This window comes from Nocardioides ginsengisegetis (assembly GCF_014138045.1).
In the GTDB taxonomy this organism is placed as follows: domain Bacteria; phylum Actinomycetota; class Actinomycetes; order Propionibacteriales; family Nocardioidaceae; genus Nocardioides; species Nocardioides ginsengisegetis.
On sequence record NZ_JACGXA010000001.1, the window covers coordinates 2,984,587 to 3,007,933 of the forward strand.

Consider the following 23,347-nt stretch of genomic DNA (forward strand, 5'->3'; position numbering starts at 1 on the left):
GTCGACAGGCTACCGAGCGGCCGGGGCCACGAGCCGCAGCACCAGCCGGTAGGCCGCCTCGGGATGCGGGCCCGCCAGCAGCCCGGCGGCCGCCAGGACGTAGTCGGTGTCGACGACGACCCGGGCGTGCTCCGGCAGCTGCCAGCCGCCGTCGAGGTCGCGACCGGTGCTGGTGGCGAGGACCCGGGCGGCGACGCCGTCCCGGCCGTGGCGCAGCACCCCGCCGGAGCCGACGAGCAGGTCCACCTCGCGCAGGTCCTTGCCGGTGCGCTCGACGACGCGGCCCTCGGGACTGACCACGACCTTGCTGCGGCCGGCGTGGCGACGCAGCGCGAGGCCCACCGCCGCCCGGGCGATCGCCTCGTCGTCGTCGCGGCCGGCGTCGTCGTCGGGGAGGTACGACGGGTCGTGCTGGCGGGTCGCCGCGGCCTCGGCCAGGTCGGGCAGGTCGGCCGCCTCGACGGTCGTGACCGCCGACCAGCGCATCCCGAGGTCACCCTCGACGGTGCGGGTGACCGGCGTGGTCGCCACGACCTCGCGGGAGAGCTGGGCGTCCTCGGGGTCGACCTCGACGACGGAGTGCACGTCGGTGGTGGCGCCGCCGACGTCGACGACCACGACGTCGCCGACCCCCGGATGGGCAGCGTCGAGGCCGCGGGCCAGCAGCTCCACCCCGGTCAGCACCACGTCGGGGGTCGCGCCGCGCACCATGGCGGTGAAGTCGGCGCGGCTGCTGAGGTGCTTGCCGCCGATCACGTGGGCCAGGAACATCTCCCGGATCGCGGCCCGGGCCGACTCCGGCGCCAGCACGCCGATCTTGGGGACGACGTTGTCGGCGAGCACGTGCGGGACGCCGCCGAGGATGGCGGCCACCTCGGCCTGCGCCTCGACGTTGCCGGCCACCACCACGGGTCCGGTCCAGCCGGAGGCGGCCAGGGCGCGGGCCGCGTCGACCAGCACCTCGCTGTTGCCGCCGTCGGTGCCGCCGGTCAGCAGCACCACGTCCGGCCGGGTCGTCCGGCCCAGCGCGTCACCCAGCGCCCGCTCAGCCGGACGACCCGCCATCGCGGTGACCGCCACGACCTTGCCGCCGCTGCTCAGGGCGACGCGACGACCCGCCTCGGCGGTCACCAGCTCCTCGTTGCCGACGACGGCGATCCGCAGTCCCCCGCCGGCGCTCGAGCAGGCCAGCACCTCGGCGGCCGCCGCCCGCGGGTCGGCGGCGGTCAGGTCGGCGAGGCACGCGTCGTACGCGTCGAGGACGTCGGTCTCGATGGTGGTGCGGTGGCTCGCCGAGGCAACGATCCGGCCCTCGCCCAGGTCGACGAGGGCCGCCTTGGTGAAGGTGGAGCCGAAGTCGACGCAGACCGCCAGGTCAGCCGAGGGCACGGTCGAGGTCGGCGACCAGGTCGTCGGCGGTCTCGATGCCGACGCTGAGCCGGATCAGGTCCGCGGGCACCTCGAGGTCGGTGCCGGCGACGCTGGCGTGCGTCATCCGGCCCGGGTGCTCGATGAGCGACTCGACGCCGCCGAGCGACTCGCCGAGGGTGAAGACCTCGGCCTTGGCGCACGCGGCGAGCGCGGCCTGCTCGCCGGCCTTGACGCGGAACGACACGATGCCGCCGAAGCGCTTCATCTGCTTCGCCGCGACCGCGTGGCCGGGGTGCGACTCGAGGCCGGGGTAGATGACCTCGGCGACGCCCGGGTGGGAGGTCAGGAACTCCACGACCTTCTCGGCGTTGTCGCAGTGGCGGTCCATCCGGACCCCCAGCGTCTTGAGGCCGCGGTGGGTCAGGAACGAGTCGAACGGGCCGGCGACGGCGCCGATGGCGTTCTGGTGGAAGGTGATCGACTCGGCCAGGTCGAGGTCGCGCACGACCACGGCGCCGCCGACGACGTCGGAGTGGCCGCCGACGTACTTGGTCGTCGAGTGCACGACGATGTCGGCGCCGAGGGTCAGGGGCTGCTGGAGGTACGGCGAGGCGAAGGTGTTGTCGACGACGAGCAGCGCGCCCGCCTCGTGGGCCACGGCGGCCAGCGCCTCGATGTCGCCGATGTTGAGCATCGGGTTGGTGGGGGTCTCGACCCAGACGAACTTCGTCTGGCCCGGACGGATGGCGGCGCGCACGGCGTCGACGTCGGAGACGGCCGCCGGCGAGTGCTCCAGGCCCCAGACCTTCTCGACCTTGTCGAAGAGGCGGTAGGTGCCGCCGTAGGCGTCGTCGGGGATGACCACGTGGTCGCCGGGGCGGCACACGGAGCGGACGACGGTGTCCTCGGCGGCCAGGCCGGAGGCGAACGCGAAGCCGCGCTCCCCCTCCTCCACGGCGGCGAGGGCCCCCTCGAGGGCGGTGCGCGTCGGGTTGGCCGAGCGGCTGTACTCGTAGCCGCCGCGCAGTCCGCCGACGCCGTCCTGCTTGTAGGTCGAGGTCGCGTAGATGGGCGGGATCACCGCGCCGGTCATCGGGTCGGGCTCGTAGCCGGCGTGGATCGCACGCGTCTCGAAACCGGACTTGCTCCTGTGCTGCTGCTCGCTCATGGGCTCACGCTATCCAGTCCTTACGGAGCGGTGACGTCGCCCCGGCCGGGAACGACGCGGCCGGGTCCGGTGTTGTTCACTGGTGAAAGCCTCTTCCCTGCAAGGAGTCACCACCGTGTCGCTGTTCTCCCGCCACAAGTCCGAGCTCGTCGCCGACGACCAGGCCCTCGCCGGTCGCAGCGAGCGCCAGTTCCCCCTCGCCGCGACCCACAAGGTCCTCGGCACTCCCCTGGTCACCGACGAGGTCCCCGACGGCTACGAGGTCGCGTTCTTCGGCCTGGGCTGCTTCTGGGGCGCCGAGGAGATCTACTGGCAGAAGCCGGGCGTCTGGTCGACGTCGGTCGGGTACGCCGGCGGCACGACCCCGCACCCGTCGTACGAGGAGGTCTGCTCGGGCCGGACCAACCACACCGAGGCCGTGCGGATCGTCTTCGACCCCGCGAAGGTCTCCTACGCCGACCTCGTCAAGACGTTCTTCGAGGTGCACGACCCGACCCAGGGCATGCGCCAGGGCAACGACATCGGCACGCAGTACCGCTCCGCGATCTACTACACGACCCCGGAGCAGGAGCAGACCGCCCGCGAGCTGACGGCGATCTACGGCGCCGAGCTCGAGCGTCGCCGGCTCGGCAGCATCACCACCGAGATCCGCACCGCGCCGACCTACTACTACGCCGAGGACTTGCACCAGCAGTACCTCGCGAAGAACCCGCACGGCTACCGCTGCCACTCCAACACCGGCGTGAAGTTCCCCGCCTGAACGAGCAGAAGACCGAAGGCCCCGCGTCTGTTGACGCGGGGCCTTCGTCGTCCTCGGCATGAGCGTCGCCAGCTCGACCTGGTCTCCACCCGACGCACTGATGGCGGGTGAGGGGAGGTGCTACTTGATGGCTCCGTCCTGGTTCCAGCGTTCCATCAGACCGAACTCCGGCTTGGCGAAGACGGCCTGGGCAACGGGGACGCCAACGACCTTGAAGACGTGCACTTCCTGCACCGCTTGCCCCGGGCACGTTGCGGCTTCGGCAGTGCCGAGACGCTTCCCTGCGTGAATCTCGGTGCGCTTGAGCCCGGGCAAGGACCCAACCGCGATGTACTCCCGACTCTCGAACGCGATGCTCGCGCTCAGGGAGCAAGAGGCCTCGCCCTGCTCATCCGGGTCGCACCCAGCGGTCCACGAGGAGATGAGCAGGAGACCTGCCGCAGTGGGTAGACGGGCTCGCACGTTCATCGGACGCCATGTTGGCAGAGGCGGTGCCCCACATCCGCTGATCGGAGAAGATGCAGCACCTGTCGTGGTCTGAGCGCACAATTCCACTGTGCGGTGGCTGGTGAGGCTCGGGGTCGGACTCGCGGTGGTGGTGGTCGCGGCCGTGCTGACATTGGCCCTGCGCCAGGACCCGACGGAGGCGACCGGTGTCGTGAACGGGCCCGTGGTGGCAGTGTCGATACCGGGTGCGCCGTACCCGCTGGCAACCGTCAGGGGCAATCTGATTCTGCGCGGTGAATGCCTGATGCTGGGCAACTCGGTGGTGTTCTGGCCCGCCGGGACATCGTGGGACTCCACGAGCCAATCGGTGCTGTTCTCGGGCGACTTCGACGGGTCCGTGAGCGTCGGTTCCCACTTCGTGGGTGGCGGAGGGTTCTACAACCCTGATGACTTCCTGCGCGGACTGGGCGAGGCTGGAGACGCGCTGCGGGACTGCGGCACGGCGACCGGGGCACGGAGTCTCGTGCTTGCCTACCCGAAGCTGCCGCGCTGACCTGTGGTGCACCGACAGCCACCGGCAGCACCCGTGAAGAACCCCCACGGCTGCCGCTGCCACTCCAACACGGGCGTGAAGTTCCCCGGGACCGCCTGATCCGGGGTTGTTAGCCTCCCCCGGTGACACGTGGAGACCCGCGCATGCCGCCCGATGAGTTCACCGTCATCACGCTCTGCGGATCGATGCGGTTCCGTGAGGAGTTCGCGCGTCTCGACGCCGAACTGACGCTGGCCGGCCACGTGGTGCTGACGCCGACCGCGCTGGATCCGTCCACGGAGCTGAGCTCCGAGGACCGCGAACGGCTCGGTCGGGTCCACCTCCAGAAGATCGCGATGGCGGACGAGGTCCTCGTCGTCAACGTGGGCGGCTACCTCGGGGAGAGCACCCGTCGGGAGCTCGAGCACGCGCGGTCGCGCGGGCTTCCGGTGAGCTTCCTGGAGCCCCACGCCGAACCCGGATGAATTTCCCCGGCTGACGATGTCGTATCCCCTGCTGCCCGTTCGTGGATAGGTTGACGCGGGCACCTGGCTCGCTGCACACATCGACGGGAAACGAGGAGCAGGGGATGACCGAGTACCTCATCTACTTCAACCAGCAGTGGGTCGGCGACCACACCGAGGAGTGGTTCCGCGGACGCGGGCCGCTCGCCCGCGCGGTCATCGACGACCTGCATGCGGCCGGTCAGTACGTCTTCGCCGGCGGGCTGGTCGAGGAGGTCGAGGAGGCCTTCAGCGCCGACGCGACCAGCGGCACCCTGTCCTTCACCGACGGGCCGTTCACCGAGAGCAAGGAGTGGCTCGGCGGGCTCACCATCGTGGACGTCCCCGACGAGGAGACCGCCCGGATGTGGGCCGGCCGGATCGCCGAGGCGTGCGGGTGGCCCCAGGAGGTACGCCGGTTCAAGCCGCGCGGCCCGAGCGTCTGACCCGACTCCGCCACCGGCACACAGCAGCGCCCGGACCCCCCTGGTGTCCGGGCGCTGCCTGGTGTGGCGGTGTGGTGTGGCGGTGTGTTCAGTCGGGGACCCGCATCCCGGCCGGGGGCGGGCTGAACTTCTTCCCCTGCAGGAGGTGCTCGGCCAGGTTGGCCGAGGTGGCGTCCGGCGGGGGCGACTGCGTGACCGCGCCGTGCCGGGGCACGGACAGGGACGAGCCCGTGTCCTTGATGTCGGTGCCCTGCTGGGTGCCGCAGGCCGCGGTCGTGGCGGCGAGGGCGAGGCCCGCGAAGGCCAGGGCAAGGCCGCGACGGCTGGTGGTGCTGGTGGTGTGGGACATGACGGTTGGTTCCTTCTCGTGGTGTGGGGTGGTGGATCAGGGCCGGTAGTCCGGGACCCGCTTGCCGGCTGGCGCCGGGGACGGGGCCGGGAGCCGGCCGTGGGCGGCCCGACGGGCGTCGGCGTCGAGCGAGCGCTCGGACCGGTCCTGCTGGGTCTGCTGGCCGGTCGCGCCGGACAGGTTGCTGCCGAGGTCCTTGACGGTGTCCGTCCGGGCGCCGCAGGCGGCACCCGTGGCGAGCAGGCCGAGGAGCGAGGCGGCCGCGATCACGCGTCGGCCACCGGTGGTGAGGTGAGACATCACGGTTGTTCCTTTCCAGGGCCCGCGGCGGCGGTCGCCGGCGGGATGCAGGGACAGACCGGCGGATCGGCGCGGTGATACATGGGCCCGGCGGATGGCCCGGAAAAGGCATGTCCTTCACCGCCGGCGCGTGCCACGGTGGAGGCACGATCGGCCGGCTGCGTCTCGGCCTCGGACGTATCAGGTGGGCCCCGCGCCCCTCTGTAGGTCCGAAGGAGGCAGGCCGATGGACACCGTGACGCTGGCAGGGCAGACGAGCAGGCCCACGAGGAGGCCGACGATGGACGAGCCGCCGACCGTGCTCTCGCTCGTCGCCGCCGCCCGCGACGGGGACGCCGGCGCGTGGGACGCCCTCGTCGAGGAGTTCCTGCCGCTCGTGCACGGCGTCGTACGCCGCTTCCGGCTCAGCCCGGCCGACGCCGCGGACGTGAACCAGACCGTCTGGCTGCGGCTCGTCGAGCACCTCGGCGACCTGCGCGACCCGCGGGCGTTGCCCGGCTGGCTCGCGACCACCGCCCGGCGCGAGGCGCTGCGGGCCGTGGAGTCGGGCCGCCGCACGACCAGCATCGACCCCCAGGGCCCGGCCCTGGACGGAGTGCCCGGCGACCTTCCCGGTGAGGCGGACATCGCCGAGGACCTGCTGCGAGACGAGCTGCGTCGGGCCGTCCGCGCCGGACTGGCCGAGCTGCCCACCCAGCGGCGCCGCCTGCTGGAGATGCTCATGGACGACCCACCGGTGCCCTACGACGAGATCAGCAGCACCCTGAAGATCCCGGTCGGCAGCATCGGGCCCACCCGGGCCCGGGCACTGCGCCAGCTCCGCGACACGCGCGCGATGCGCGCCTACACAGCCTCGCCGGACCCGGCCGGCGCCTCGGGAGGAGAAGGTGGTCACCATGTCCCCGTTCAGTGAGAGCCCGTTCGGCGACGACGAGCTCGAGGGGCTCGTCGGGGAGACGCTCGCGGCCGACCGGGAGGTGCCCGACGGGTGGCGGGAGGCCGCGCGCGCTGCCTACGCCTGGCGCAACGTCGACGAGGAGCTGCTGGCGCTGACCTTCGACTCCGAGCGGGAGCCCGCAGCGGCCGTCCGGGGTGACGACGAGGCCCGGACGCTGGAGTTCTCCGGCGACGGGCTCACCCTGGAGGTCGAGCTGACCGGCGGACGGGTGCTCGGCCAGGTGACCGGCGCCGGCGAGGTGGTCCTCGAGTGGGCCGACGGCCGCACCGCCTCGGCCATCGCCGACGGGTCCGGCTTCTTCAGCCTGGACACGCCGCTCGCGGACGGCGGTCCGGTGCGCTTCTGCGTCCGTCGCGGCGGAGCGCGCCTGGTGACCGAGTGGGTCGTCCCCTGATCGCGAGATCCGCTCAGGTGTAGGGCGGGAACAGCGCCGGCACGGGGCTGCCGAGCGGGTCGATCGCCGTCCCGGCCCGAGCCAGCACGGCGTCCCGCGCGGCGAACACGTCGGCGTCCGCGCCCGGCTCGGCGGCGATCAGGCCGACCACGACGGGCGCGGCAAACGACGTGCCGCTCCAGCGGGCCATCCCCCGGTCGAAGACCCGGACGTCCCCGGTGTCGGGGGTCTCGTGGCAGACGTACGTGCCGTCGGGATAGGCGTTGACGAGGTTGCGGCCGAGCGCGTAGACGTCCGCCGACGGGCCGTGGTTGGAGAACCGTGACACGTGGCCGTCCCGGTCGAGCGAGCCGACCCCGAGCGCCCAGTCGAAGGCGGCTGGCCACAGCGGCGCCGCCGTGGCGTCGTTGCCCGCCGCGGCCACGAGGAGGCAGTTGGGGGTCTGGCTCAGGTCCTGCTCCCAGAACGCCTCGAAGCTCAGCAGCGGATGGTTGCGCCGGGTGACGGCGCCGGCCGAGAGGTTGATGAGGTGCGGCTCGCGCGCGAGGGCCTGGCGGAGCTGGGCGACCATGTCGGTCTCGAGCATCGCCCCGGTCCCGGTGAGGAAGCGTTCGACGTACACCGTCGTGCCGGGTGCCAGGCAGCGCACGACCCCGGCGATGAAGGTGCCGTGCCCGGCGTAGGGGCGCAGCAGCGCGACGTTCTGCTCGTCGTCGCCGTCGACGTCCTCGAGCCAGGGCGTGGGACCCAGCGGCTGCCCCGCCGCGGCGTGCCAGCCGCTGTCGACCACGGAGACCCGGACTCCCCCGCCCAGGCCGGCGTCGGACGCCACGGCCGGCCACGGCTTGTCGAGCCCGGTCTCCGACGGCTCGCTGGCCGGGCACAGCCGGGTGTTGCCGGGACCGCAGAGGTGCACCCAGTGGTTGGGGGTGGCCACGACCTCGGTGTCGTTCACGCCCCGCGCGTCCAGGGCGTCGAGGGCGAGCGGGACCCGGCGCGGGTCGCCGTCGACGCGCCCGGGCAGCAGCACCCGCACGATCGGGAGCGGGTCGCGGCCGCTGTCGTCGAGCGGCAGGTCGGCGTCGGTGACCGTGCCGTCGAAGTCGCCGCTCCCGTTGAGCACGTCGAGCACCTCGTCGACCCGCGCGCGGTCGGTCGAGCGCACGAGCAGCACGTCCGGGTCGTAGAGGTAGTGGAAGTCCTCGGGCAGCTCGGAGTCCCAGGCGACGCGCTCGGCGCCGTGGTCCTCGCGGACCAGCTCCACCTGCTCGACGACGCGGCGGCGGTCGTCTCCGCTGGCGAGGTCGTTGATGGGCACGGGCGGCTCCTTCCCGAGAGGGACGTTCCCCCGGACGCTAGACCTGCGGGACGATCGGGGAATCGCCTGATTTGGGAAGGCCACGGATGCCGACCGATCGCTCCCCGACCAGCGCCGCCGAGCTCCTCGACCTGGCGTTCGAGGACCACGACCTGGCGCGGACGCGGGCGCGGGCGCTGCTCGACGGCGCACCGGACCCCTGGTGGGAGTCGGTCGCCCGGCACACGCTCGGGCTGGTGCTGCGCGACACCGGGGAGAGGGAGCCGGCCGTGCGGGAGCTGCGGGCGGCACTGCGGCTCGCGGTCCGGTCCGGGGACGCCGACCGGGCGGCCGACGTGCGGGCCACCCTCGGCCTCACCCTGGTCACGCAGGGCCGGACACGCGAGGGGCTGGCGCAGCTGGGCCGGGCCGTGGCCGGCGCGGACGACCCCGACCTGGCCGCGAAGGTGCTGATGCGACGCGGGCTGTCGCTGTCGTGGGTGCTCGGCCGCCACGACGACGGTCTCGCCGACCTCCGGGGCGCCCTGGCCGGCTTCCTCGCCACGGGAAACGCGGCGTGGGAGGCGAGCACCCGCAACGTCCTGGGCCTGCTCCTCCTGACGGTCGGGGACGTGGTGGCTGCCGAGGAGCAGGTGCGGGCCGCCCGCGACCTGTTCGTCGACCTCGGGCACGACGTGGAGGCCGTGCTCGCCCAGCACAACCTCGGCGTGGTCGCCGTGACCCGCGGCGACCTGCCGGCGGCGCTCGCGGCCTACGACCGCGCCGACGAGAGGTACGCCGACCTCCACCTCGACACGACCCCGCTGGCCATGGACCGGTCGACCGCGCTCCTCGCCGCCGGCCTGCCCCGCGAGGCCGTGGCCGTCGTGGACGCCGAGCTGGAGCGGCGACACGGGCTCCCCGTCCAGCGGGCCGAGCTGCAGCTGCGCCGGGCCACGGCCCTGCTCGCGGCCGGGGAGGCCGCGGCCGCGCTCGACCAGGCGCGAGTGGCGCTGGCGGCCTTCCGCAGGACCGGCCGGGGGTGGGACGCGCTGCACGCCCATCTGGTCATGGTGCGCGCACGGGAGATGGCCCGACGGGTGGACCGACGCCTGCTGCCGACCGCGCGTCGCGTGGCGGAGGAGCTGGAGTCCGCCCGGTCGGAGGAGGCCGCCGTCGCGTGGCTGGTGGCCGGGAGACTCGCCGCCCGGGTCGACCCAGCGGCCGCGGCCGGGCTGCTGGCACACGCCGCGGCGCACCGCACCGACCGCACCGCGCTCGTCCGGGCTGGTGGCTGGCTGGCGCTGGGACTCGAGCGGGAGCTGGCCGGCGACCGCCGCGGGGTCGCGCACGCCTGCCGTCGCGGCCTCGCCGCCCTGGACACCCACCGGGCGACGTTGGGCAGCTCCGAACTGCGCGCCCTGGCCACCGGCCACGGCGAGGACCTGGCCCGGCTCGCCCTGGCCCAGGCCGTCGACGGCGGGCCGCGCAGCCTGCTGTGGTGGAGCGAGCGCTGGCGCGCCACGGCGCTGACCCAGCCGCCGGTCCGACCGGCCGGGCCCGACGACGTCGCCGCGCCGCTGGCCGCCCTGCGCGACAACGCCCGGCGCCTGCAGACCGCACGCCGCGACGGGGGCGACGTGGCCCGGCTCGAGGCGGAACGGGCCCGCGCGGAGGACGACGTACGGCGCCGCCTGCGGCGTGCCGCCGGCACCTCCCCCACGACGTCGGCCGACCTGGACGTGGCCGCGCTGGTGTCCGCGGTCGGCGAGTGCGCCCTGGTCGAGCACGTGGAGGTCGGCGAGCGGCTCCACGCGGTCGTCGTCCACGGCGGACGGGTCCGGAAGGTCACGCTCGGCAACGCTGACGAGACCTTCCGCAGCGTCGACTTCGCCCGGCACGCCCTGCGTCGCGCCGCGGCCGGCCGGCCGGCGCCGCTCGCCGAGGCGGGGTCGCGCCTGCAGGAGGCCCTGCTCGGCGGCGCGGCCGACCTGCTCCGCGACGTGCCGGCCGTCGTCGTATCACCGACCAGCCGGCTGCACGGGGTGCCCTGGGGGCTGCTCCCCGTCCTCGCGGACCGGCCGCACAGCGTCGTACCGTCCGCGGCGCTGTGGCTGCGGGCCCGGGAGCGCCGGCCGGTGAGCACGCGGGTGGTCTTCGTGTCCGGGCCGCTGCTGACGACGGGCGGGGCGGAGATCGACGTCGTGGCGCCGCAGCACCACGACGCGATGGTGCTGCGCGGCCGGGACGCCACGGTCGAGCGGAGCCTGGCCGCGCTCGACGGGGCGGGTCTGGCGCACGTCGCGGCGCACGGGCGCTTCCGGAGCGACAGTCCGTTGTTCTCCGCGCTCGACCTCGACGACGGGCCACTCACGGTCCACGACCTCGAGCGGATGGCGCGGCCACCGCACCGCGTCGTGCTGTCGGCCTGCGAGTCGGGGGTGATGGCCCCGGTGGGGGCCGGCGAGCTCCTCGGGCTGGTGGCCACGCTGCTCCAGGTGGGCACGGCCGGCGTGGTGGCCAGCGTGGCGGTCGTCGACGACCGGGCCACCGTCGAGGTGATGGTCGACCTCCACGCCGGCCTGCGCGACGGCGCCGACCTCGCCACCGCCCTGCTCGGCGCGCGGCGGGCCGCGCGCGGCGACCCGGTGCGCGAGGCGACCGCCGCGAGCTTCCTCGCCCTCGGGGTCTGACCGCGACATGCCCGAATTGAGGTATTCACTCCGGTCACGGGGCATCAAAGACTGTCGGGGATCCATCCGTCGACCCGGAGGTCCCCCATGCGCACCCCACGTCTGCTCGCCATCACCGCCGCGTCCGCGCTGGCGCTCGGCGCCCTGTCGGCCTCGCCGGCCGGGGCGTCCCGGGCCCACGACCCGCTCGCGAAGCCATCCGGCAAGGTCGTGCTGGCGCGGGGGCTGGTCGGTCCGCTGACCCTGGCCGTGGAGGGAAAGAACGTCTACGTCACCCAGAACTTCACCGGCGAGCTGGACAAGGTCGCGGGCGGCAAGGCCACGAAGGTCTACGCCTCCAAGGCCCACAACGAGGTCGGCGGCGTCTCGGTGCGCGACGGTCGCGTGCTGTTCGCCGAGACCGAGGGCAACGGGGAGTCCAACACCGACTCGTGGCTCAAGCTGTTGCGCCCGGACGGCAAGGCACGCACCCTGGCCCACATCCGCGCCTTCGAGAACGCCAACAACCCCGACGGCGTGATCACCTACGGCATGCCGGACATCTCCGACGAGTGTGCGGCACAGTGGCCGACCGACCAGTTCGGGCCGCCGGTCTACGAGGGACAGCTCGACTCACACCCGTATGCCACGCTCCAGACCGCCAAGACGGTCTACGTGGCGGACGCCGGCATGAACGCCGTGCTCGCGATCGCCGACGACGGCACGATCACCAGCCTCGCGGTCACCCCGGCCGTGCCGGTCGAGATCACGGCCGACCTCGCCACCGCCCTCGGTGCCCCCGACTGCGTGGTCGGGCTGACCTACTACGGCGAGTCGGTGCCGACCGACGTCGAGATGGGGCCGGACGGCAAGCTCTACGTGACCACGCTCGGCGGCGGCCTCGGTGAGCAGCTCCCGCTCGGCGCGGTCTACAAGATCAACCCGAAGACCGGGCACATGAGCCAGATCCTCTCCGGCCTGTTCACGCCCACCGGCATCGCCGTCACGCCGAAGGGCAACATGCTGATCGCCGAGCTCTTCGCCAACAAGATCGTCAAGGTCCGGCACGGCGAGACCGCGGTGCACACGTGGACGAAGGCACCGCTGCCGGCCGCCGTGGAGATCAACCACCGCACCGTCTTCGCGACCATCGACGCGCTGCCGCCGGACCAGGGCGCACCCGACGGCAAGGTGGTGCGCTACCTGCCCTGACGGTCAGGCGTTCAGGGCGTCCAGCGGGCGGGCGGGTCCTCCCCGACCAGGCCGTCGACGGCCTCGCGGAGCAGGTCGGCGTGGCCCGTGTGCCGGCCGTACTCCTCGACCAGGTCGCACACGAGCCGGCACAGGTTGGCGTGCCGGCCGTCCGGCCAGGAGACGTACGCCGGCTGCTGGAGCCCGCCGTCCGCGATCGCGGCGGCGAGGACCTCGTGCGACCGGGCCACGGCGTCGTCGTACAGCGCGTAGAGCTGCTCGGGGCTGTCGGCGGCGGCCGAGTGGAAGTCCCAGTCCTCGTCGTCCCCGGGGGCGCTGTCCCAGGGCTCGCCCAGCGGCAGCCCGCGGAACTTGCTGTTGAAGATGCCCGCCTCGCACTGGGCGAGGTGCTTCAGCAGCCCGCCGAGGGTCAGGGTCGAGGCCCCGATCGTGGTGGCCAGGCCGGCGGCGTCCAGGCCGCCCGCCTTCCAGCGGAACGTGGTGCGGAGCCGGTCGAGGGCGCCCACGATGTGCTCGGTCTCGGTGCCGGCGACGGGCGGCTCCCACGGGTAGTCGGTGACGGTGTCGGTGCTCATGCCGGCACCGTAGGACGCATTCCGGTCGAATCGTTGCCGGAATACGTGGCACGCTGGCCGGATGGACGAGTCGAACCCGACCGCGCGGGCCCTGGTGTGCCTGCAGGTGCTGCAGGACCACCCGGGCATCACCGCCGCGCGGCTGGCCGAACGGCTGCACGTCTCGGACCGCGCGGCCCGGCGCTACGTGAGCGTGCTGCGCGAGGCCGGCATTCCCGTGGAGTCGGTCCGCGGGCCCTACGGCGGCTACCGGCTCGGCCGCGGCCTGCGGCTCCCGCCCCTCGTCTTCAACGCCACCGAGGCGCTCGGCCTGGTGATGGCCGTCCTCGACGGCCACCACGACGCCAGCGACCCGACCGGCCTGGTCGGCGGGGCGCTCGGCAAGATCATCCGGGCCCTCCCCGAGCAGGTCGCCGCCCAGGCCGAGGCCGTGCGCCGGGCCACCGCAGCGGCCCCCGACCGGGCCGCCGCCCGGCCCGACCCGGCCACCACCGCGACGCTCGTGCAGGCCTGCTCGGACCGTCGCCGACTGCGGCTCGGCTACCGCACCGAGTCCGGCTCGGAGTGGGAGGTCGAGGTCGACCCGTGGGCGGTCGTCGTACGCCACGGGCGGTGGTACCTCGTGTGCCGGTCGCTGCGCGCCGACGCCGTGCGCACCTACCGGGTCGACCGGGTGCACGACGTCGTGGCGATCGAGGGCGACTTCGAGCCGCCGGCCGACCTCGACCCCGTCGCGCTGCTCGAGGAGAACCTCGCGGTGGGCTGGGAGTACGACACCGAGGTGGTCGTGTCGGCGCCGCTCGAGTCCGTCGCGTGGCGGCTGCCCCGCGTGCTCGGCCGCCTCGAGGCCGTCGATGAGGGCACGACCCGGCTCGTGGGCAGCACCAACAACCCGTGGTGGTACGCCGAGCAGCTGGCCGGCCTGCGGGCGCCGTACCGCATCGTCGGCGGCCCCGAGCTGCAGGAGGCTGCGCGGTCGATCGGGCAGGGCCTGTTGGCGGCTGTCACAATGACGTCATGACCGAGCTGCCCCGCAAGGCCGCTGCGCGGACGGCGAGGCTGGCCGCGCTGCCGCTGGGCTACGCCGGACGCAATGCGATCGGGCTCGGCAAGCGGCTCGGCGGCAAGCCGGCCGAGGCCGTGATGAACGAGATCCAGCAGCGCACCGCCGAGCAGCTGTTCCGCACCCTGGGCGACCTCAAGGGCGGGGCGATGAAGTTCGGCCAGGCGCTGTCGGTGCTGGAGGCCGCGCTCCCCGAGGAGTTGGCGGCGCCCTACCGCGAGCAGCTGGTGAAGCTGCAGGACTCCGCTCCCCCGATGCCCACGCAGGTGGTGCGCGACGTGCTGGCCCGCGAGCTCGGCCCGGACTGGAAGGACCAGCTGGTCTGGCTCGACGGCGGCCCGACCGCGGCCGCCTCGATCGGCCAGGTGCACAAGGGCCGCTGGCACGACGGGCGCGAGGTGGCCGTCAAGGTGCAGTACCCCGGCGCCGGTGACGCGCTGCGCTCCGACCTGCGCCAGCTCGCCCGGTTGGCGCGGACGATCGGGCCGCTGGTGCCCGGAGTCGACATCAAGCCGCTGGTGGCCGAGCTGCAGGCGCGGGCGACCGAGGAGCTCGACTACGCACTGGAGGCCGAGGCGCAGCGGACGTTCGCCGCGGCGTTCCGCGACGACCCCGAGATCGTGGTCCCGGACGTCGTCGCCGTCGGCGAGACCGTGCTGGTCACCGAGTGGCTCGAGAGCCCCGCGTCCCTGGCCTCGGTGATCACCGAGGGCAGCCAGGCGGAGCGCGACCACTTCGCCGACCTCTTCGTGCGGTTCCTCTTCGCCGGGCCGGCGCGCACCGGGATGCTGCACGCCGACCCGCACCCCGGCAACTTCCGCGTCGTGCCCGACCCCGACGGCGGACCCGCCCGGATGGGCGTGCTCGACTTCGGCGCGGTCGCGCGGCTGCCCGAGGGCGCGCTGCCCGTCGCGATGGGCTCGCTGATCCGGATCGCCGGCATCGAGGACGACGAGGCGCTGCTCGAGGGCCTGCGGAGCGAGGGCTTCGTCAAGGACCGTGTCCGGATCGACCCGGCCCAGCTGCTCGACTACCTGTCGCCCTTCGTGGAGCCGACACAGGTCGAGCGGTTCCGGTTCTCCCGGGCCTGGATGCAGCAGCAGTTCCAGCGCATCAACGACCCGCGGTCCCCGACGTACACGATCGCGATGAAGCTCAACCTGCCGCCGTCGTACCTGCTGATCCACCGCACCTGGCTCGGCGGGATCGGCGTGCTCAGCCAGCTCGAGGCGGAGGCGCCGTTCCGGCAGATCCTGACGGAGTCGCTGCCGGGCTTCGCGGAGCCTGGCCCCGACCCGAGCTGAGCACCGCCACCGCGGCGATCGCCCCGGCGACGCCGCACAGCGGCCACAGCAGCGCCGGCGCGGTCGCGTAGATCGCCGTGCCGATGGGCGCGGCGAGCATGGTGCCGCTGGTGGCGGCGCCGGTGTAGAGGCCCTGGTACTGGCCGACGAGGTGGTCCGGCGCCGCGTCGAGGACGTGGGCGGTCGCGGTGGTCTTGTAGAGGATCTCCCCGGCCGTCAGCACCACCATCGCGAGGATCGCGGTGGCTGCCGAGACCGGCAGGCCGAACAGCGCGAAGCCGGCGCCGACGAGGAGGTAGCCGGTCGCGATGATGGGGTACGACGACCGCCGCTTGAGGCGCTGGGCCACCGGGATCTCCAGCAGCAGGATCAGGCCGGAGCCGATCGCGTTGAGCGCGGTGTAGAGCGCGACCGGCTGGCCGGCGTCGCGCAGGTGGATCGGCACGGTCGTGTAGAGCTGGCGGTAGACGATGTCGACCAGGACGACCGCGGGCAGCAGGGTCATCAGCGCCCGGTCGGCCCGCAACGCCCGCCACAGGCTGGGCGCAGACGCGTCGCGCATGACGTGCGGCTGGTCGTGCGGCAGGAACGGCGCGACCGCGAACCGGATCGCCAGCGTCATCAGCCCGTCGATCACGAACAGCGCGTCGTAGCTCTGGCTGATGATCAGCGCCCCGAGCGGCGGGCCGATCACGAAGCCGGCGTTGGAGGCGGCCCGGCCCACCGCCACCGACGTACGTCGATCGCCGCGGGAGACCGCGAGCGCGGACAGCGCGCCGGTGGAGACCGACGCGGTCGCGGCGAGGTAGGCGAAGACCGGCAGCGCGACCGCCAGGGCCTCGACCGGCAGCCACGGCACCGACGCGATCCCGAGGCCGGACACGGTCGAGCAGGCCATCAGGGTGCGGCGGTGGCCGAAGCGGTCGCCCCAGCGGCCGCCGGTGAAGTTGCCGACCAGCATCCCGACGCCGAACGTGCCGGCGATCAGGCCGGCGGTCGGGACCGGCAGGTCGCGCGGGCCGGTGAGGTAGAGGGTCAGGAAGAGCATCAGGAACGACGTCATCGACCCGATGAAGCGCCCGGCCGCCAGCACCCAGACGAGGCGCGGGACCTCGCGGAGGTTCACGACGCCCTCACAGGGCCAGGTACATCACGTGCAGGCCGACGCGACCGTGCGTGGGCGAGCGGAACGCACCCGGCACCGTGCCGACGACCTCGAAGCCAAGCGAGCGCCACAGCGCGACGGCGGCGGTGTTGGTCTCGACGACGGCGTTGAACTGGATGCCGGCGAAGCCGTGGTCGCGGTGCCACTGGACGACGTGCTCCCCTAGCCGGCGGCCCACGCCGCGGCCGCGCGCGTCGGGGCTGACCATGAAGGAGGCGGTGCCGACGTGGTCGCCGTGGCCGGGGCGGTTGGGCCCCATCTTGGCGCTGCCCAGCACCCTGCCCTCCTCCTCGAGGACGACAGTGAGGCCGGGGGGCCGCTCCATCCACCAGCTGCGGCCGGTCTCCTCGGTCAGGTCGAGCGGGAAGGCGTAGGTCTCGCCCTCCTGCACCGTCGCGTCGAAGAACGGCCAGATCCGCGGCCAGTCGTCGTCCGTTGCGGGCCGGATGTGCGGGTCGGTCACTCGCCCGTGGACCCGTCGATCGACTCCCGCAGGAGGTCGGCGTGGCCGTTGTGCCGGGAGTACTCCTCGATCATGTGCACCAGGATCCAGCGCAGGCTGAACGTCTCGCCGGTGCGGCTCTTCCGCGTCGAGAGGGTGCCGAGGTCGGAGACCTGGTCGACGATCGCGTCGCTCGTGGCGACCTCGCGGTCGAGCAGGGCGCGCAGCTCCTCGGGGCTGTCCTCCGACGCGGAGTGCCAGTCCCAGTCGGCGTCGTCCTCCCAGTCGATGGAGGCCCACGGCTCGGCGTACTCCTGGCCGAGGAAGATGCACGCGAACCACCAGTGCTCGACGAGCGCGAGGTGCTTGAGCATCCCGCCGAGGGTCATCTCGGAGGGGGCGAGGGTCTGGTTGAGCTGCTCGCCGGTCAGGCCCTCGGTCTTCATCCGGAGGGTGTCGCGCTGGAACGTGAGGAAGGCCCGCAGCGTCGTGGTCTCGTCGGCGGCGAGGGGCGGATCGGTGCGGATGATGCTCGAGGTCTCGGTCACGGCCGTCACGCTAGTCGGCGCGCGTCATGCGAGCACCCCGGTTTCGGGGTCGCGGTCGGTGATGCAGTACGCCGATCCGGCCGGGTCGGTGAGGACGGTCCAGCGGTCGTTGCGCTGGACGACCGTCGCGCCGAGCCGCTGGTGGCGGGCGGTCTCGGCGGCGCGGTCGTCGCTGGCCAGGTCGAGGTGGGCCCGGACCGGCCCGTCGGGCTCGTCCAGGCGCTGCAGCAGGATCCGGAAGGGCATGCCGGTGGGGCGCTCGAGGCGTCGAAATCCCCGGCTCACCGGTGATTCCGACAGCTCCCAGCCGGTGAGGGCGTGCCAGAACTCCGTCTCGGCGTCCGCCAGGCTCGCGGGCAGGTCGAGGCAGACCTGGTCGACCAGGCTGCGGTGCCCGCCCGGCCAGGTCGCAGGCCGGGGACGGGTCGACGAGCGGTGCCGGACGAAGCAGAACGTCAGGTCGCCGGGGCTGCGCATCACCACGTAGCCGTGGTCGTCGACCTGCGTGGCCCCCAGCGCCACCGCGCGGGCGGCCTCGGCGCGCGGGTCGTCGACGTGCAGGTCGAGGTGGATCCGGCTCGGCCCCTCGCCCAGGCGCTGGACGCGCAGGAAGTCGTCGCCGTCGGGCGGGACCAGCGTCGCGAACTCCTCGCGCTCGCCCCGCGGCGCCGAGACCCGGTAGCCGGTGACCTGCGCCCAGAACAGCACTCCGTGCTCGAAGTCCTTCGACGCGAGGTCGAGGAAGGCGCTCATCCAGAACATGGAGCCGAGGCTAGTCCTGCCCGGGTCAGGGCCGGTCGACCCACGACTCCCCGACGGGTGTGGCGACGCCGCTGCCGGCTGTAGCTCGGCGACGAGGGCGTGCAGCCGCTCCTCGCCGTCCGGGGCCACGCCGAGCCGGAGGGTCACCCGGTCGGTCCAGGCCGTGTCGAGGACGGCCACGTCCCGGGAGCGGAGCTCGCCCTCGATCCGGCCGGCGTCGGCGTGGTCGACCTCGAGGGCCAGCTCGCGCACCAGCTCGCGCCGGAGCGTGCCGGTCTGCTCGAGCGCGGCCCGCACCGCATCGCCGTACGCGCGGACGAGGCCGCCCGCGCCGAGCAGCGTCCCGCCGAACCAGCGGGTCACGACCGCGACGACGTCCCCGACCCCGGCGCCGCGGAGCACCTCGAGCATGGGGGCGCCGGCGGTCCCGGCGGGTTCGCCGTCGTCGCTGGACCGCTCGACGCGGCCGGGGCCGGGCGGGCCGAGGACGAAGGCCGAGCAGTGGTGCCCGGCGTCCCAGTGCTGCTTGCGCAGGCGTTCGACGACCGCGCGGGCGGCGGCCTCGTCCTCGACGCGCGCGAGGGTGGCCAGGAAGCGGGACCGCTTGGCCTCGATCTCGGCGCCGCCGTCGCGGGCGATGGTCAGGTAGGTGCTCACCAGGCGCCCAGCACGTCGCCGCCGAGCCGCACGATGAACGCGGACACGACGAGGATGAAGAAGATCCGCACGAAACGGGTGCCGCGGTTGACCGCCGTCCGCGCGCCGACGTAGCCGCCGACGATGTTGCACAGCCCCATCACGACCGCGACCCGCCAGAGCACCGCGCCCTGCGGCAGGAAGATCACGATGGCGGCCAGGTTGGTCGCCCAGTTGGCCAGCCGGGCCTTGGCGGAGGCCTCGAGGAAGCTGTAGCCGAGCAGCCCGACGAGGGTGAAGACGAAGAAGCTGCCGGTGCCGGGGCCGAGCGCGCCGTCGTAGAAGCCGACGAGGAGGCCGGTGCCCATCGCGGCGGCCGTGTGCCGGTGGCCGGCGAAGCGGAGCGCGGTCGCGTCACCGAGGGCGGGCTTGAACAGCACGTAGCCGCCGACGAGCACCAGCGCGACCAGCACGATCGGGTCGAACGCCTCGCGCGGGACCTGCGTCGCGACGAGCGCGCCGGCCATCGAGCCGGCGAAGGCGAGCGCCATGAGCGGCAGGAAGGTGCGCGGGTCGGGGCGGACGCGGCGGTAGTACGTCGCCGCGCTGACGGTCGTCCCGCTGATCGAGGCGACCTTGTTGCTGGCCAGGACCTGGATGGTCGAGGCGTTGGGGAGGCCGATCAGGATCGCCGGCAGCTGGATCAGCCCGCCGCCGCCCACGACCGCGTCGACGAACCCGGCCGCGAGCCCGGCCAGCCCGAGCAGGAGGAGAGTCGTCGGGTCGGCCACGCGGGTGATCGTAGGCGGGTGTGCCCGCTGGCGCCCGGGCGGTGAGCTGTGAACCGAACGCGCCGCGCGAAAGGTTCACCGCCCACCGCTCGAACGCGTCAGCGGTGAGCTGTGAACCTTTCGCGCACCAGAGACGGTTCACAGCTCACCGCTCGGCCGGAGGTCAGTCGCCGACCCAGAACCCGCGGTTGCCGAACCAGTCGCCGTAGCCGCCGTAGCCACCGCCGGCCCGCGGGTCGCGGGAGCCGAGGTAGGAGCCCACGACGGCGGCGCCGAGGTCGTCGAGCTCGGGGGCCACGACCCGGCCGTCGACGCGCTTGGCCATCGAGTCGATGAAGCGGGCCAGGCCGGGGTCCTCGCCGAGCCGGAAGAACGTCGTCTGCGCACCCAGCCGTCCGGCGTTGTCGAGCTCGCGGACGGCGTACGCCACCGTCAGGGGGTGCGGCGGGTAGCTGAACCACACCTCGCCGTCGGGCTCGAGGTGCGACGTCGGCTCGCCGTCGGTGACGATCAGCAGCACCGGCTGAGCGTTGGGATGCTTGCGGAAGTGCCGGTTGGCCAGCAGCAGCGCGTGGTGGAGGTTGGTGCCCTTGTCCCACATGGCGTCCAGCCCGGTGAGCTGCTCGATGTCCATCACCTCGGCGTGCCGCCCGAAGCCGATCAGCTGCAGCGCGTCGCCGCGGAAGCGCGACCGGATCAGCGTGTGCAGCGCCAGCGCGGTGCGCTTCATCGGCACCCACCGACCGTCCATCGCCATCGAGAACGACGTGTCGACGAGCAGCGCGACGCACGCCTGGGTGCGGGCCTCGGTCTCGGTGACCTCGACGTCGCCGATCTCGAGGCGTACGCCGTCGCGCGCCGAGCGGCCCTCCGAGACCGTGCGGACCACGGCGTTGGTGACCGTGCGGGTGACGTCCCAGGGCTCGGTGTCGCCGAAGGCCCACTCGCGGGTCGCGCCGGATCGCTCGCCGGCAGCCCCGGCCTGCCGGAGGTCGCGCTGACCCTGCCGGCCCGACATCTTGTTGGCGACGTCCCGGAGCAGCGCCTTGCCGAGCTGGCGCATCGCCTTGGGGGTCAGCTTGAGCTGGCCGGTCGAGTCGCGCCGCAGGGTGCCGCTGTCGCGCAGCGCCTGCTCGAGCCGCTGGAGCGTGCGGGCGTCGACGGCCGCCTCGTCGCCGAGCTGGCGCGCCAGCTTGTCGAGGTCGACGTCGTCGAGGCGGGCGCCGCCGTAGGACTGGGAGAGCTGGTCGGAGAGCTGGTCGAGGTCGGCGAGGTCCTGGAGCACGCCGGTGCCGTCGCCGAGGCCGAGCCCCTCCTCGCCGTCGAAGCGCTCCGAGCCGCCCCAGTCCTCGCCGGGCCGCAGCGCCTGGAGGTTGGCGTCGAGCTGCGAGAGCGACTGCATGAGCTCGGGCGACCCGAACGCCTGGGAGGCCAGGGCGTCGAGCTCGTCGCGCTGCTCCTGGGTCATCGAGTTGCGCATCCGCTGGGCCGCGGCGGCCCGCTGGGCGAGCGAGTCGAGCAGCTCCTCGACGTCGCGGGGCCGCTCGGGGAAGAAGTCGCCGTGCTTGTCCATGAACGCCTCGAAGTCGTCCTGGGTGTCGACGCCGCGACGGTGCTTGTCGAGCAGCTCGTTGAGGTCGCCGAGCATCTCGTTGATCGCGGCCCGGTCCTCGTCGGTGGCGTTCTCGAGGGCGTTCTTCATGCCGGCGAAGCGCTGGTCGAGCATCTCCCGGCCGAGCAGGTCCTTGATCTTCTCGTAGTCCTCGCGGGCCTGCCGCGAGGACCAGTCGTACGACGACAGCTCGCTCACCGCGGCCGCCGTGGAGGCTGGGAGGTTCTCCAGCTGCATCTCCCGGAAGGCCCGGTCGGCGTCGTCCATCGTCACGTCGCGGGCCAGCTGCTTGCGCTCCTCGAGCAGGGCGTGGTCCAGCAGCTCGCGGACCTCCTGCAGGGTGCCGTCGAGGTGGTGTCGCTGGAGCAGGTCGCGGCGCCGCTCGGCGACCCGGCGGGCCAGGTCGTCGAGGCCGCGCTGGTCGCGTCCGCCGCGGCGCAGGAACTCCCGCATCGCCCGCTCGGGGCTGTAGCCGGCCATCACGTCCTCGCCGATGGCGTCGAGCGCCTCGGCGATGTCGACCGGCGGCGCGAGCGGGTCGGGCCCGCCGTCGTAACGGCCGTAGCGGGTGTCCCGCACGTGCCTACCCATAGACGGTCTCGCCGCCTCCGGACTCCTTGCTGACCCGGCGGGCGAGGTAGAGCCCCTCCAGCGCCAGCTCGATCGCGCCGGCCCGCTCGCCGTCGTTGGTGGCGTTGAGGCGGTCGCACACGTCGTCGTACAGCTCGGACTCCCCCAGCACCGGCAGCCCGGTGAGGAAGTCGCGGGCGGTGACCTGCTCGCCGGTGGTCACCATCGAGCCGGCCTCGATCGCGTCGACGAGCAGCGCGAAGTCCAGGCCGCGGAAGTGCTGGCGGACGGTCTCGGCGGTGGCGGTGCGCAGCAGGTGGCCCAGGATCTCCAGCTCGCGGCCCTCCTCGCCGGACTCGAACTCGATCTTGCCGCCGAGCACGTCGACCGCCGTCTCCAGGTCGACGACGCGGGCCACGGCGTGGTCCTCGCCCTGGGAGGTGGCACGGTGCAGGGCCGCGGCCGCGATCGTCTCGGCGCCGGCGATCGCGAAGCGGGCCGAGACGCCCGAGCGCTGGTCGACGGCGCTGGACTCGCGCAGCGCCCGGGTGAAGCGGGCCAGGATCTCGACGAGGTGGTCGGGCACCTCCGCGACCAGGCTGGCCTCCTGGCGGATGACGGCGACCTCGTCCTCGAGCTCGGTCGGGTAGTGGGTGCGGATCTCGGCGCCGAAGCGGTCCTTGAGCGGGGTGATGATCCGGCCGCGGTTGGTGTAGTCCTCGGGGTTGGCGCTGGCGACGACGAGGACGTCGAGGGGCAGCCGCAGGACGTAGCCGCGGATCTGGATGTCGCGCTCCTCCATCACGTTGAGCATCGCGACCTGGATGCGCTCGGCGAGGTCGGGCAGCTCGTTGATCGCGACGATCCCGCGGTGCGAGCGCGGGATCAGGCCGAAGTGGATGGTCTCCGGGTCGCCCAGCGAGCGGCCCTCGGCCACCTTCATCGGGTCGACGTCCCCGATCAGGTCGGCCACGCTCGTGTCCGGCGTGGCCAGCTTCTCGGCGTACCGCTCGTCGCGGTGCCGCCACGCCACCGGCAGGTCGTCGCCGAGCTCGGCCGCGCGGCGCCGCGAGCCGTGCGTGATCGGGTCGTAGGGGTGCTCGCCCAGCTCGGAGCCCTCGATGACCGGCGTCCACTCGTCCAGCAGCCCGACGAGCGTGCGCAGCAGCCGGGTCTTGCCCTGGCCGCGCTCGCCGAGGAGCACCACGTCGTGGCCGGCGAGCAGCGCCCGCTCGAGCTGCGGGATGACGGTGTCCTCGAAGCCGTGCAGCCCCGGCCACGGGTCGCGACCCTCGCGAAGCGCCGCCAGCAGGTTGTCGCGGATCTCCTGCCGCAGGGTCTTCTCGACGTGGCCGGAGGCCCGGAGCGCGCCGACGGTGGAGATCGCGGGCGGGGTGCTGGTCGGGGTGCTGGCCTGGTTGCTGGGTGCAGACGTCACGTTTTCCACGCTACTCAGCGATCCAACCCGTG

General features: G+C 73.5%; 24 protein-coding genes. 10 read left to right on the forward strand and 14 right to left on the reverse strand.

Annotated features, from left to right (window positions below; genetic code table 11):
• Positions 1-9: 9 nt before the first annotated feature.
• A complete protein-coding gene (locus FB382_RS14375) occupies positions 10-1,389 on the reverse strand; it encodes a glutamate mutase L (RefSeq protein ID WP_182540186.1) in 1,380 nt (459 codons plus the stop codon).
• Positions 1,376-2,539: a cystathionine gamma-synthase gene (locus FB382_RS14380; RefSeq protein WP_182540188.1), complete on the reverse strand. Its 1,164-nt coding sequence runs from the start codon at positions 2,537-2,539 to the stop codon at positions 1,376-1,378. The genes FB382_RS14375 and FB382_RS14380 overlap by 14 nt, the downstream gene beginning before the upstream one ends.
• A gap of 115 nt (positions 2,540-2,654) precedes the next feature.
• Here FB382_RS14380 and msrA point away from each other — a divergent pair, with 115 nt between their 5' ends.
• Complete coding sequence (msrA, locus tag FB382_RS14385) at positions 2,655-3,299, forward strand: peptide-methionine (S)-S-oxide reductase MsrA (protein ID WP_425490087.1); 645 nt, start codon at positions 2,655-2,657, stop codon at positions 3,297-3,299.
• 120 nt (positions 3,300-3,419) lie between these two features.
• Here the strand turns inward: msrA and FB382_RS14390 are convergent, their stop codons facing one another.
• Complete coding sequence (locus FB382_RS14390) at positions 3,420-3,614, reverse strand: hypothetical protein (RefSeq protein ID WP_182540190.1); 195 nt, start codon at positions 3,612-3,614, stop codon at positions 3,420-3,422.
• Between the two features lie 241 nt (positions 3,615-3,855).
• On the opposite strand from FB382_RS14390, the gene FB382_RS14395 reads away from it, so the two are divergent.
• The 3 genes from FB382_RS14395 to FB382_RS14405 all read left to right on the forward strand — a co-directional run bounded on the left by FB382_RS14395 (position 3,856) and on the right by FB382_RS14405 (position 5,227).
• A complete protein-coding gene (locus tag FB382_RS14395; RefSeq protein WP_182540192.1) occupies positions 3,856-4,299 on the forward strand; it encodes a hypothetical protein in 444 nt (147 codons plus the stop codon).
• 122 nt (positions 4,300-4,421) lie between these two features.
• Positions 4,422-4,763: a hypothetical protein gene (locus FB382_RS14400; RefSeq protein WP_220481358.1), complete on the forward strand. Its 342-nt coding sequence runs from the start codon at positions 4,422-4,424 to the stop codon at positions 4,761-4,763.
• 104 nt (positions 4,764-4,867) lie between these two features.
• Positions 4,868-5,227 (forward strand): YciI family protein, encoded by a 360-nt coding sequence (locus FB382_RS14405; protein WP_182540194.1) that lies wholly within the window; start codon positions 4,868-4,870, stop codon positions 5,225-5,227.
• Between the two features lie 88 nt (positions 5,228-5,315).
• On the opposite strand, the gene FB382_RS14410 is transcribed toward FB382_RS14405, so the two are convergent.
• Together FB382_RS14410 and FB382_RS14415 are read right to left on the reverse strand one after the other, a co-directional pair.
• Positions 5,316-5,576 (reverse strand): hypothetical protein, encoded by a 261-nt coding sequence (locus FB382_RS14410; RefSeq protein ID WP_182540197.1) that lies wholly within the window; start codon positions 5,574-5,576, stop codon positions 5,316-5,318.
• A gap of 36 nt (positions 5,577-5,612) precedes the next feature.
• Complete coding sequence (locus tag FB382_RS14415; RefSeq protein WP_182540199.1) at positions 5,613-5,876, reverse strand: hypothetical protein; 264 nt, start codon at positions 5,874-5,876, stop codon at positions 5,613-5,615.
• A 280-nt stretch (positions 5,877-6,156) separates the two neighbouring features.
• Here FB382_RS14415 and FB382_RS14420 point away from each other — a divergent pair, with 280 nt between their 5' ends.
• Both FB382_RS14420 and FB382_RS14425 read left to right on the forward strand, forming a co-directional pair.
• Positions 6,157-6,789, forward strand: a complete 633-nt coding sequence (locus tag FB382_RS14420; protein ID WP_182540201.1) for an RNA polymerase sigma factor — start codon at positions 6,157-6,159, stop codon at positions 6,787-6,789.
• Positions 6,773-7,228 (forward strand): SH3 domain-containing protein, encoded by a 456-nt coding sequence (locus FB382_RS14425; RefSeq protein WP_182540203.1) that lies wholly within the window; start codon positions 6,773-6,775, stop codon positions 7,226-7,228. The genes FB382_RS14420 and FB382_RS14425 overlap by 17 nt, the downstream gene beginning before the upstream one ends.
• A gap of 13 nt (positions 7,229-7,241) precedes the next feature.
• Here the strand turns inward: FB382_RS14425 and FB382_RS22920 are convergent, their stop codons facing one another.
• Positions 7,242-8,546, reverse strand: coding sequence for a S8 family serine peptidase (locus tag FB382_RS22920; protein ID WP_182540205.1), 1,305 nt, complete (start codon positions 8,544-8,546; stop codon positions 7,242-7,244).
• A gap of 86 nt (positions 8,547-8,632) precedes the next feature.
• On the opposite strand from FB382_RS22920, the gene FB382_RS14435 reads away from it, so the two are divergent.
• Positions 8,633-11,218, forward strand: a complete 2,586-nt coding sequence (locus tag FB382_RS14435) for a CHAT domain-containing protein (protein WP_182540207.1) — start codon at positions 8,633-8,635, stop codon at positions 11,216-11,218.
• An 87-nt stretch (positions 11,219-11,305) separates the two neighbouring features.
• Positions 11,306-12,409 carry a ScyD/ScyE family protein gene (locus FB382_RS14440; protein ID WP_182540209.1) on the forward strand — a complete coding sequence of 368 codons (1,104 nt, stop codon included), beginning with the start codon at positions 11,306-11,308 and terminating at the stop codon, positions 12,407-12,409.
• An 11-nt stretch (positions 12,410-12,420) separates the two neighbouring features.
• Here the strand turns inward: FB382_RS14440 and FB382_RS14445 are convergent, their stop codons facing one another.
• Positions 12,421-12,984: a mycothiol transferase gene (locus tag FB382_RS14445; protein ID WP_182540211.1), complete on the reverse strand. Its 564-nt coding sequence runs from the start codon at positions 12,982-12,984 to the stop codon at positions 12,421-12,423.
• 61 nt (positions 12,985-13,045) lie between these two features.
• Between FB382_RS14445 and FB382_RS14450 the strand changes: the two genes are divergently transcribed.
• Together FB382_RS14450 and FB382_RS14455 are read left to right on the forward strand one after the other, a co-directional pair.
• On the forward strand, positions 13,046-14,005 hold the full coding sequence (locus FB382_RS14450; protein ID WP_182540213.1) for a helix-turn-helix transcriptional regulator: 960 nt from the start codon (positions 13,046-13,048) through the stop codon (positions 14,003-14,005).
• Positions 14,002-15,351, forward strand: coding sequence for an ABC1 kinase family protein (locus FB382_RS14455; RefSeq protein ID WP_182540215.1), 1,350 nt, complete (start codon positions 14,002-14,004; stop codon positions 15,349-15,351). Before FB382_RS14450 ends, FB382_RS14455 begins: the two co-directional genes overlap by 4 nt.
• On the opposite strand, the gene FB382_RS14460 is transcribed toward FB382_RS14455, so the two are convergent.
• The 7 genes from FB382_RS14460 to FB382_RS14495 all read right to left on the reverse strand — a co-directional run bounded on the left by FB382_RS14460 (position 15,263) and on the right by FB382_RS14495 (position 23,315).
• Positions 15,263-16,477 (reverse strand): MFS transporter, encoded by a 1,215-nt coding sequence (locus tag FB382_RS14460; protein WP_220481359.1) that lies wholly within the window; start codon positions 16,475-16,477, stop codon positions 15,263-15,265. The two genes, FB382_RS14455 and FB382_RS14460, sit on opposite strands and share 89 nt — an antisense overlap.
• Positions 16,478-16,484: 7 nt before the next feature.
• Entirely contained in the window at positions 16,485-16,979 is a 495-nt protein-coding gene (locus tag FB382_RS14465) for a GNAT family N-acetyltransferase (RefSeq protein WP_182540217.1), read from the reverse strand.
• Entirely contained in the window at positions 16,976-17,506 is a 531-nt protein-coding gene (locus FB382_RS14470; protein ID WP_343055614.1) for a DinB family protein, read from the reverse strand. Before FB382_RS14470 ends, FB382_RS14465 begins: the two co-directional genes overlap by 4 nt.
• Before the next feature lie 24 nt (positions 17,507-17,530).
• Positions 17,531-18,925, reverse strand: coding sequence for a YigZ family protein (locus FB382_RS22245; RefSeq protein ID WP_343055615.1), 1,395 nt, complete (start codon positions 18,923-18,925; stop codon positions 17,531-17,533).
• The gene (locus FB382_RS14485; RefSeq protein WP_182540219.1) at positions 18,922-19,695 is read right to left on the reverse strand and encodes a TSUP family transporter; all 774 of its coding nucleotides are present in this window, start codon (positions 19,693-19,695) and stop codon (positions 18,922-18,924) included. The genes FB382_RS22245 and FB382_RS14485 overlap by 4 nt, the downstream gene beginning before the upstream one ends.
• Positions 19,696-19,858: 163 nt before the next feature.
• Complete coding sequence (locus FB382_RS14490; RefSeq protein WP_182540221.1) at positions 19,859-21,898, reverse strand: vWA domain-containing protein; 2,040 nt, start codon at positions 21,896-21,898, stop codon at positions 19,859-19,861.
• On the reverse strand, positions 21,891-23,315 hold the full coding sequence (locus FB382_RS14495; protein ID WP_182540222.1) for a magnesium chelatase ATPase subunit I: 1,425 nt from the start codon (positions 23,313-23,315) through the stop codon (positions 21,891-21,893). Before FB382_RS14495 ends, FB382_RS14490 begins: the two co-directional genes overlap by 8 nt.
• Between the last annotated feature and the right edge of the window lie 32 nt (positions 23,316-23,347).

What these genes read in the sequence shown, in the direction of transcription:
- FB382_RS14380 (WP_182540188.1), bottom strand. Translation starts at nt 2,539, where the DNA reads ATGAGCGAGCAGCAGCACAGGAGCAAGTCCGGTTTCGAGACGCGTGCG.
- FB382_RS14405 (WP_182540194.1), top strand. Translation starts at nt 4,868, where the DNA reads ATGACCGAGTACCTCATCTACTTCAACCAGCAGTGGGTCGGCGACCAC.
- FB382_RS14410 (WP_182540197.1), bottom strand. Translation starts at nt 5,576, where the DNA reads ATGTCCCACACCACCAGCACCACCAGCCGTCGCGGCCTTGCCCTGGCC.
- FB382_RS14415 (WP_182540199.1), bottom strand. Translation starts at nt 5,876, where the DNA reads ATGTCTCACCTCACCACCGGTGGCCGACGCGTGATCGCGGCCGCCTCG.
- FB382_RS14420 (WP_182540201.1), top strand. Translation starts at nt 6,157, where the DNA reads ATGGACGAGCCGCCGACCGTGCTCTCGCTCGTCGCCGCCGCCCGCGAC.
- FB382_RS14425 (WP_182540203.1), top strand. Translation starts at nt 6,773, where the DNA reads ATGTCCCCGTTCAGTGAGAGCCCGTTCGGCGACGACGAGCTCGAGGGG.
- FB382_RS14435 (WP_182540207.1), top strand. Translation starts at nt 8,633, where the DNA reads ATGCCGACCGATCGCTCCCCGACCAGCGCCGCCGAGCTCCTCGACCTG.
- FB382_RS14440 (WP_182540209.1), top strand. Translation starts at nt 11,306, where the DNA reads ATGCGCACCCCACGTCTGCTCGCCATCACCGCCGCGTCCGCGCTGGCG.
- FB382_RS14445 (WP_182540211.1), bottom strand. Translation starts at nt 12,984, where the DNA reads ATGAGCACCGACACCGTCACCGACTACCCGTGGGAGCCGCCCGTCGCC.
- FB382_RS14450 (WP_182540213.1), top strand. Translation starts at nt 13,046, where the DNA reads ATGGACGAGTCGAACCCGACCGCGCGGGCCCTGGTGTGCCTGCAGGTG.
- FB382_RS14455 (WP_182540215.1), top strand. Translation starts at nt 14,002, where the DNA reads ATGACCGAGCTGCCCCGCAAGGCCGCTGCGCGGACGGCGAGGCTGGCC.
- FB382_RS14490 (WP_182540221.1), bottom strand. Translation starts at nt 21,898, where the DNA reads ATGGGTAGGCACGTGCGGGACACCCGCTACGGCCGTTACGACGGCGGG.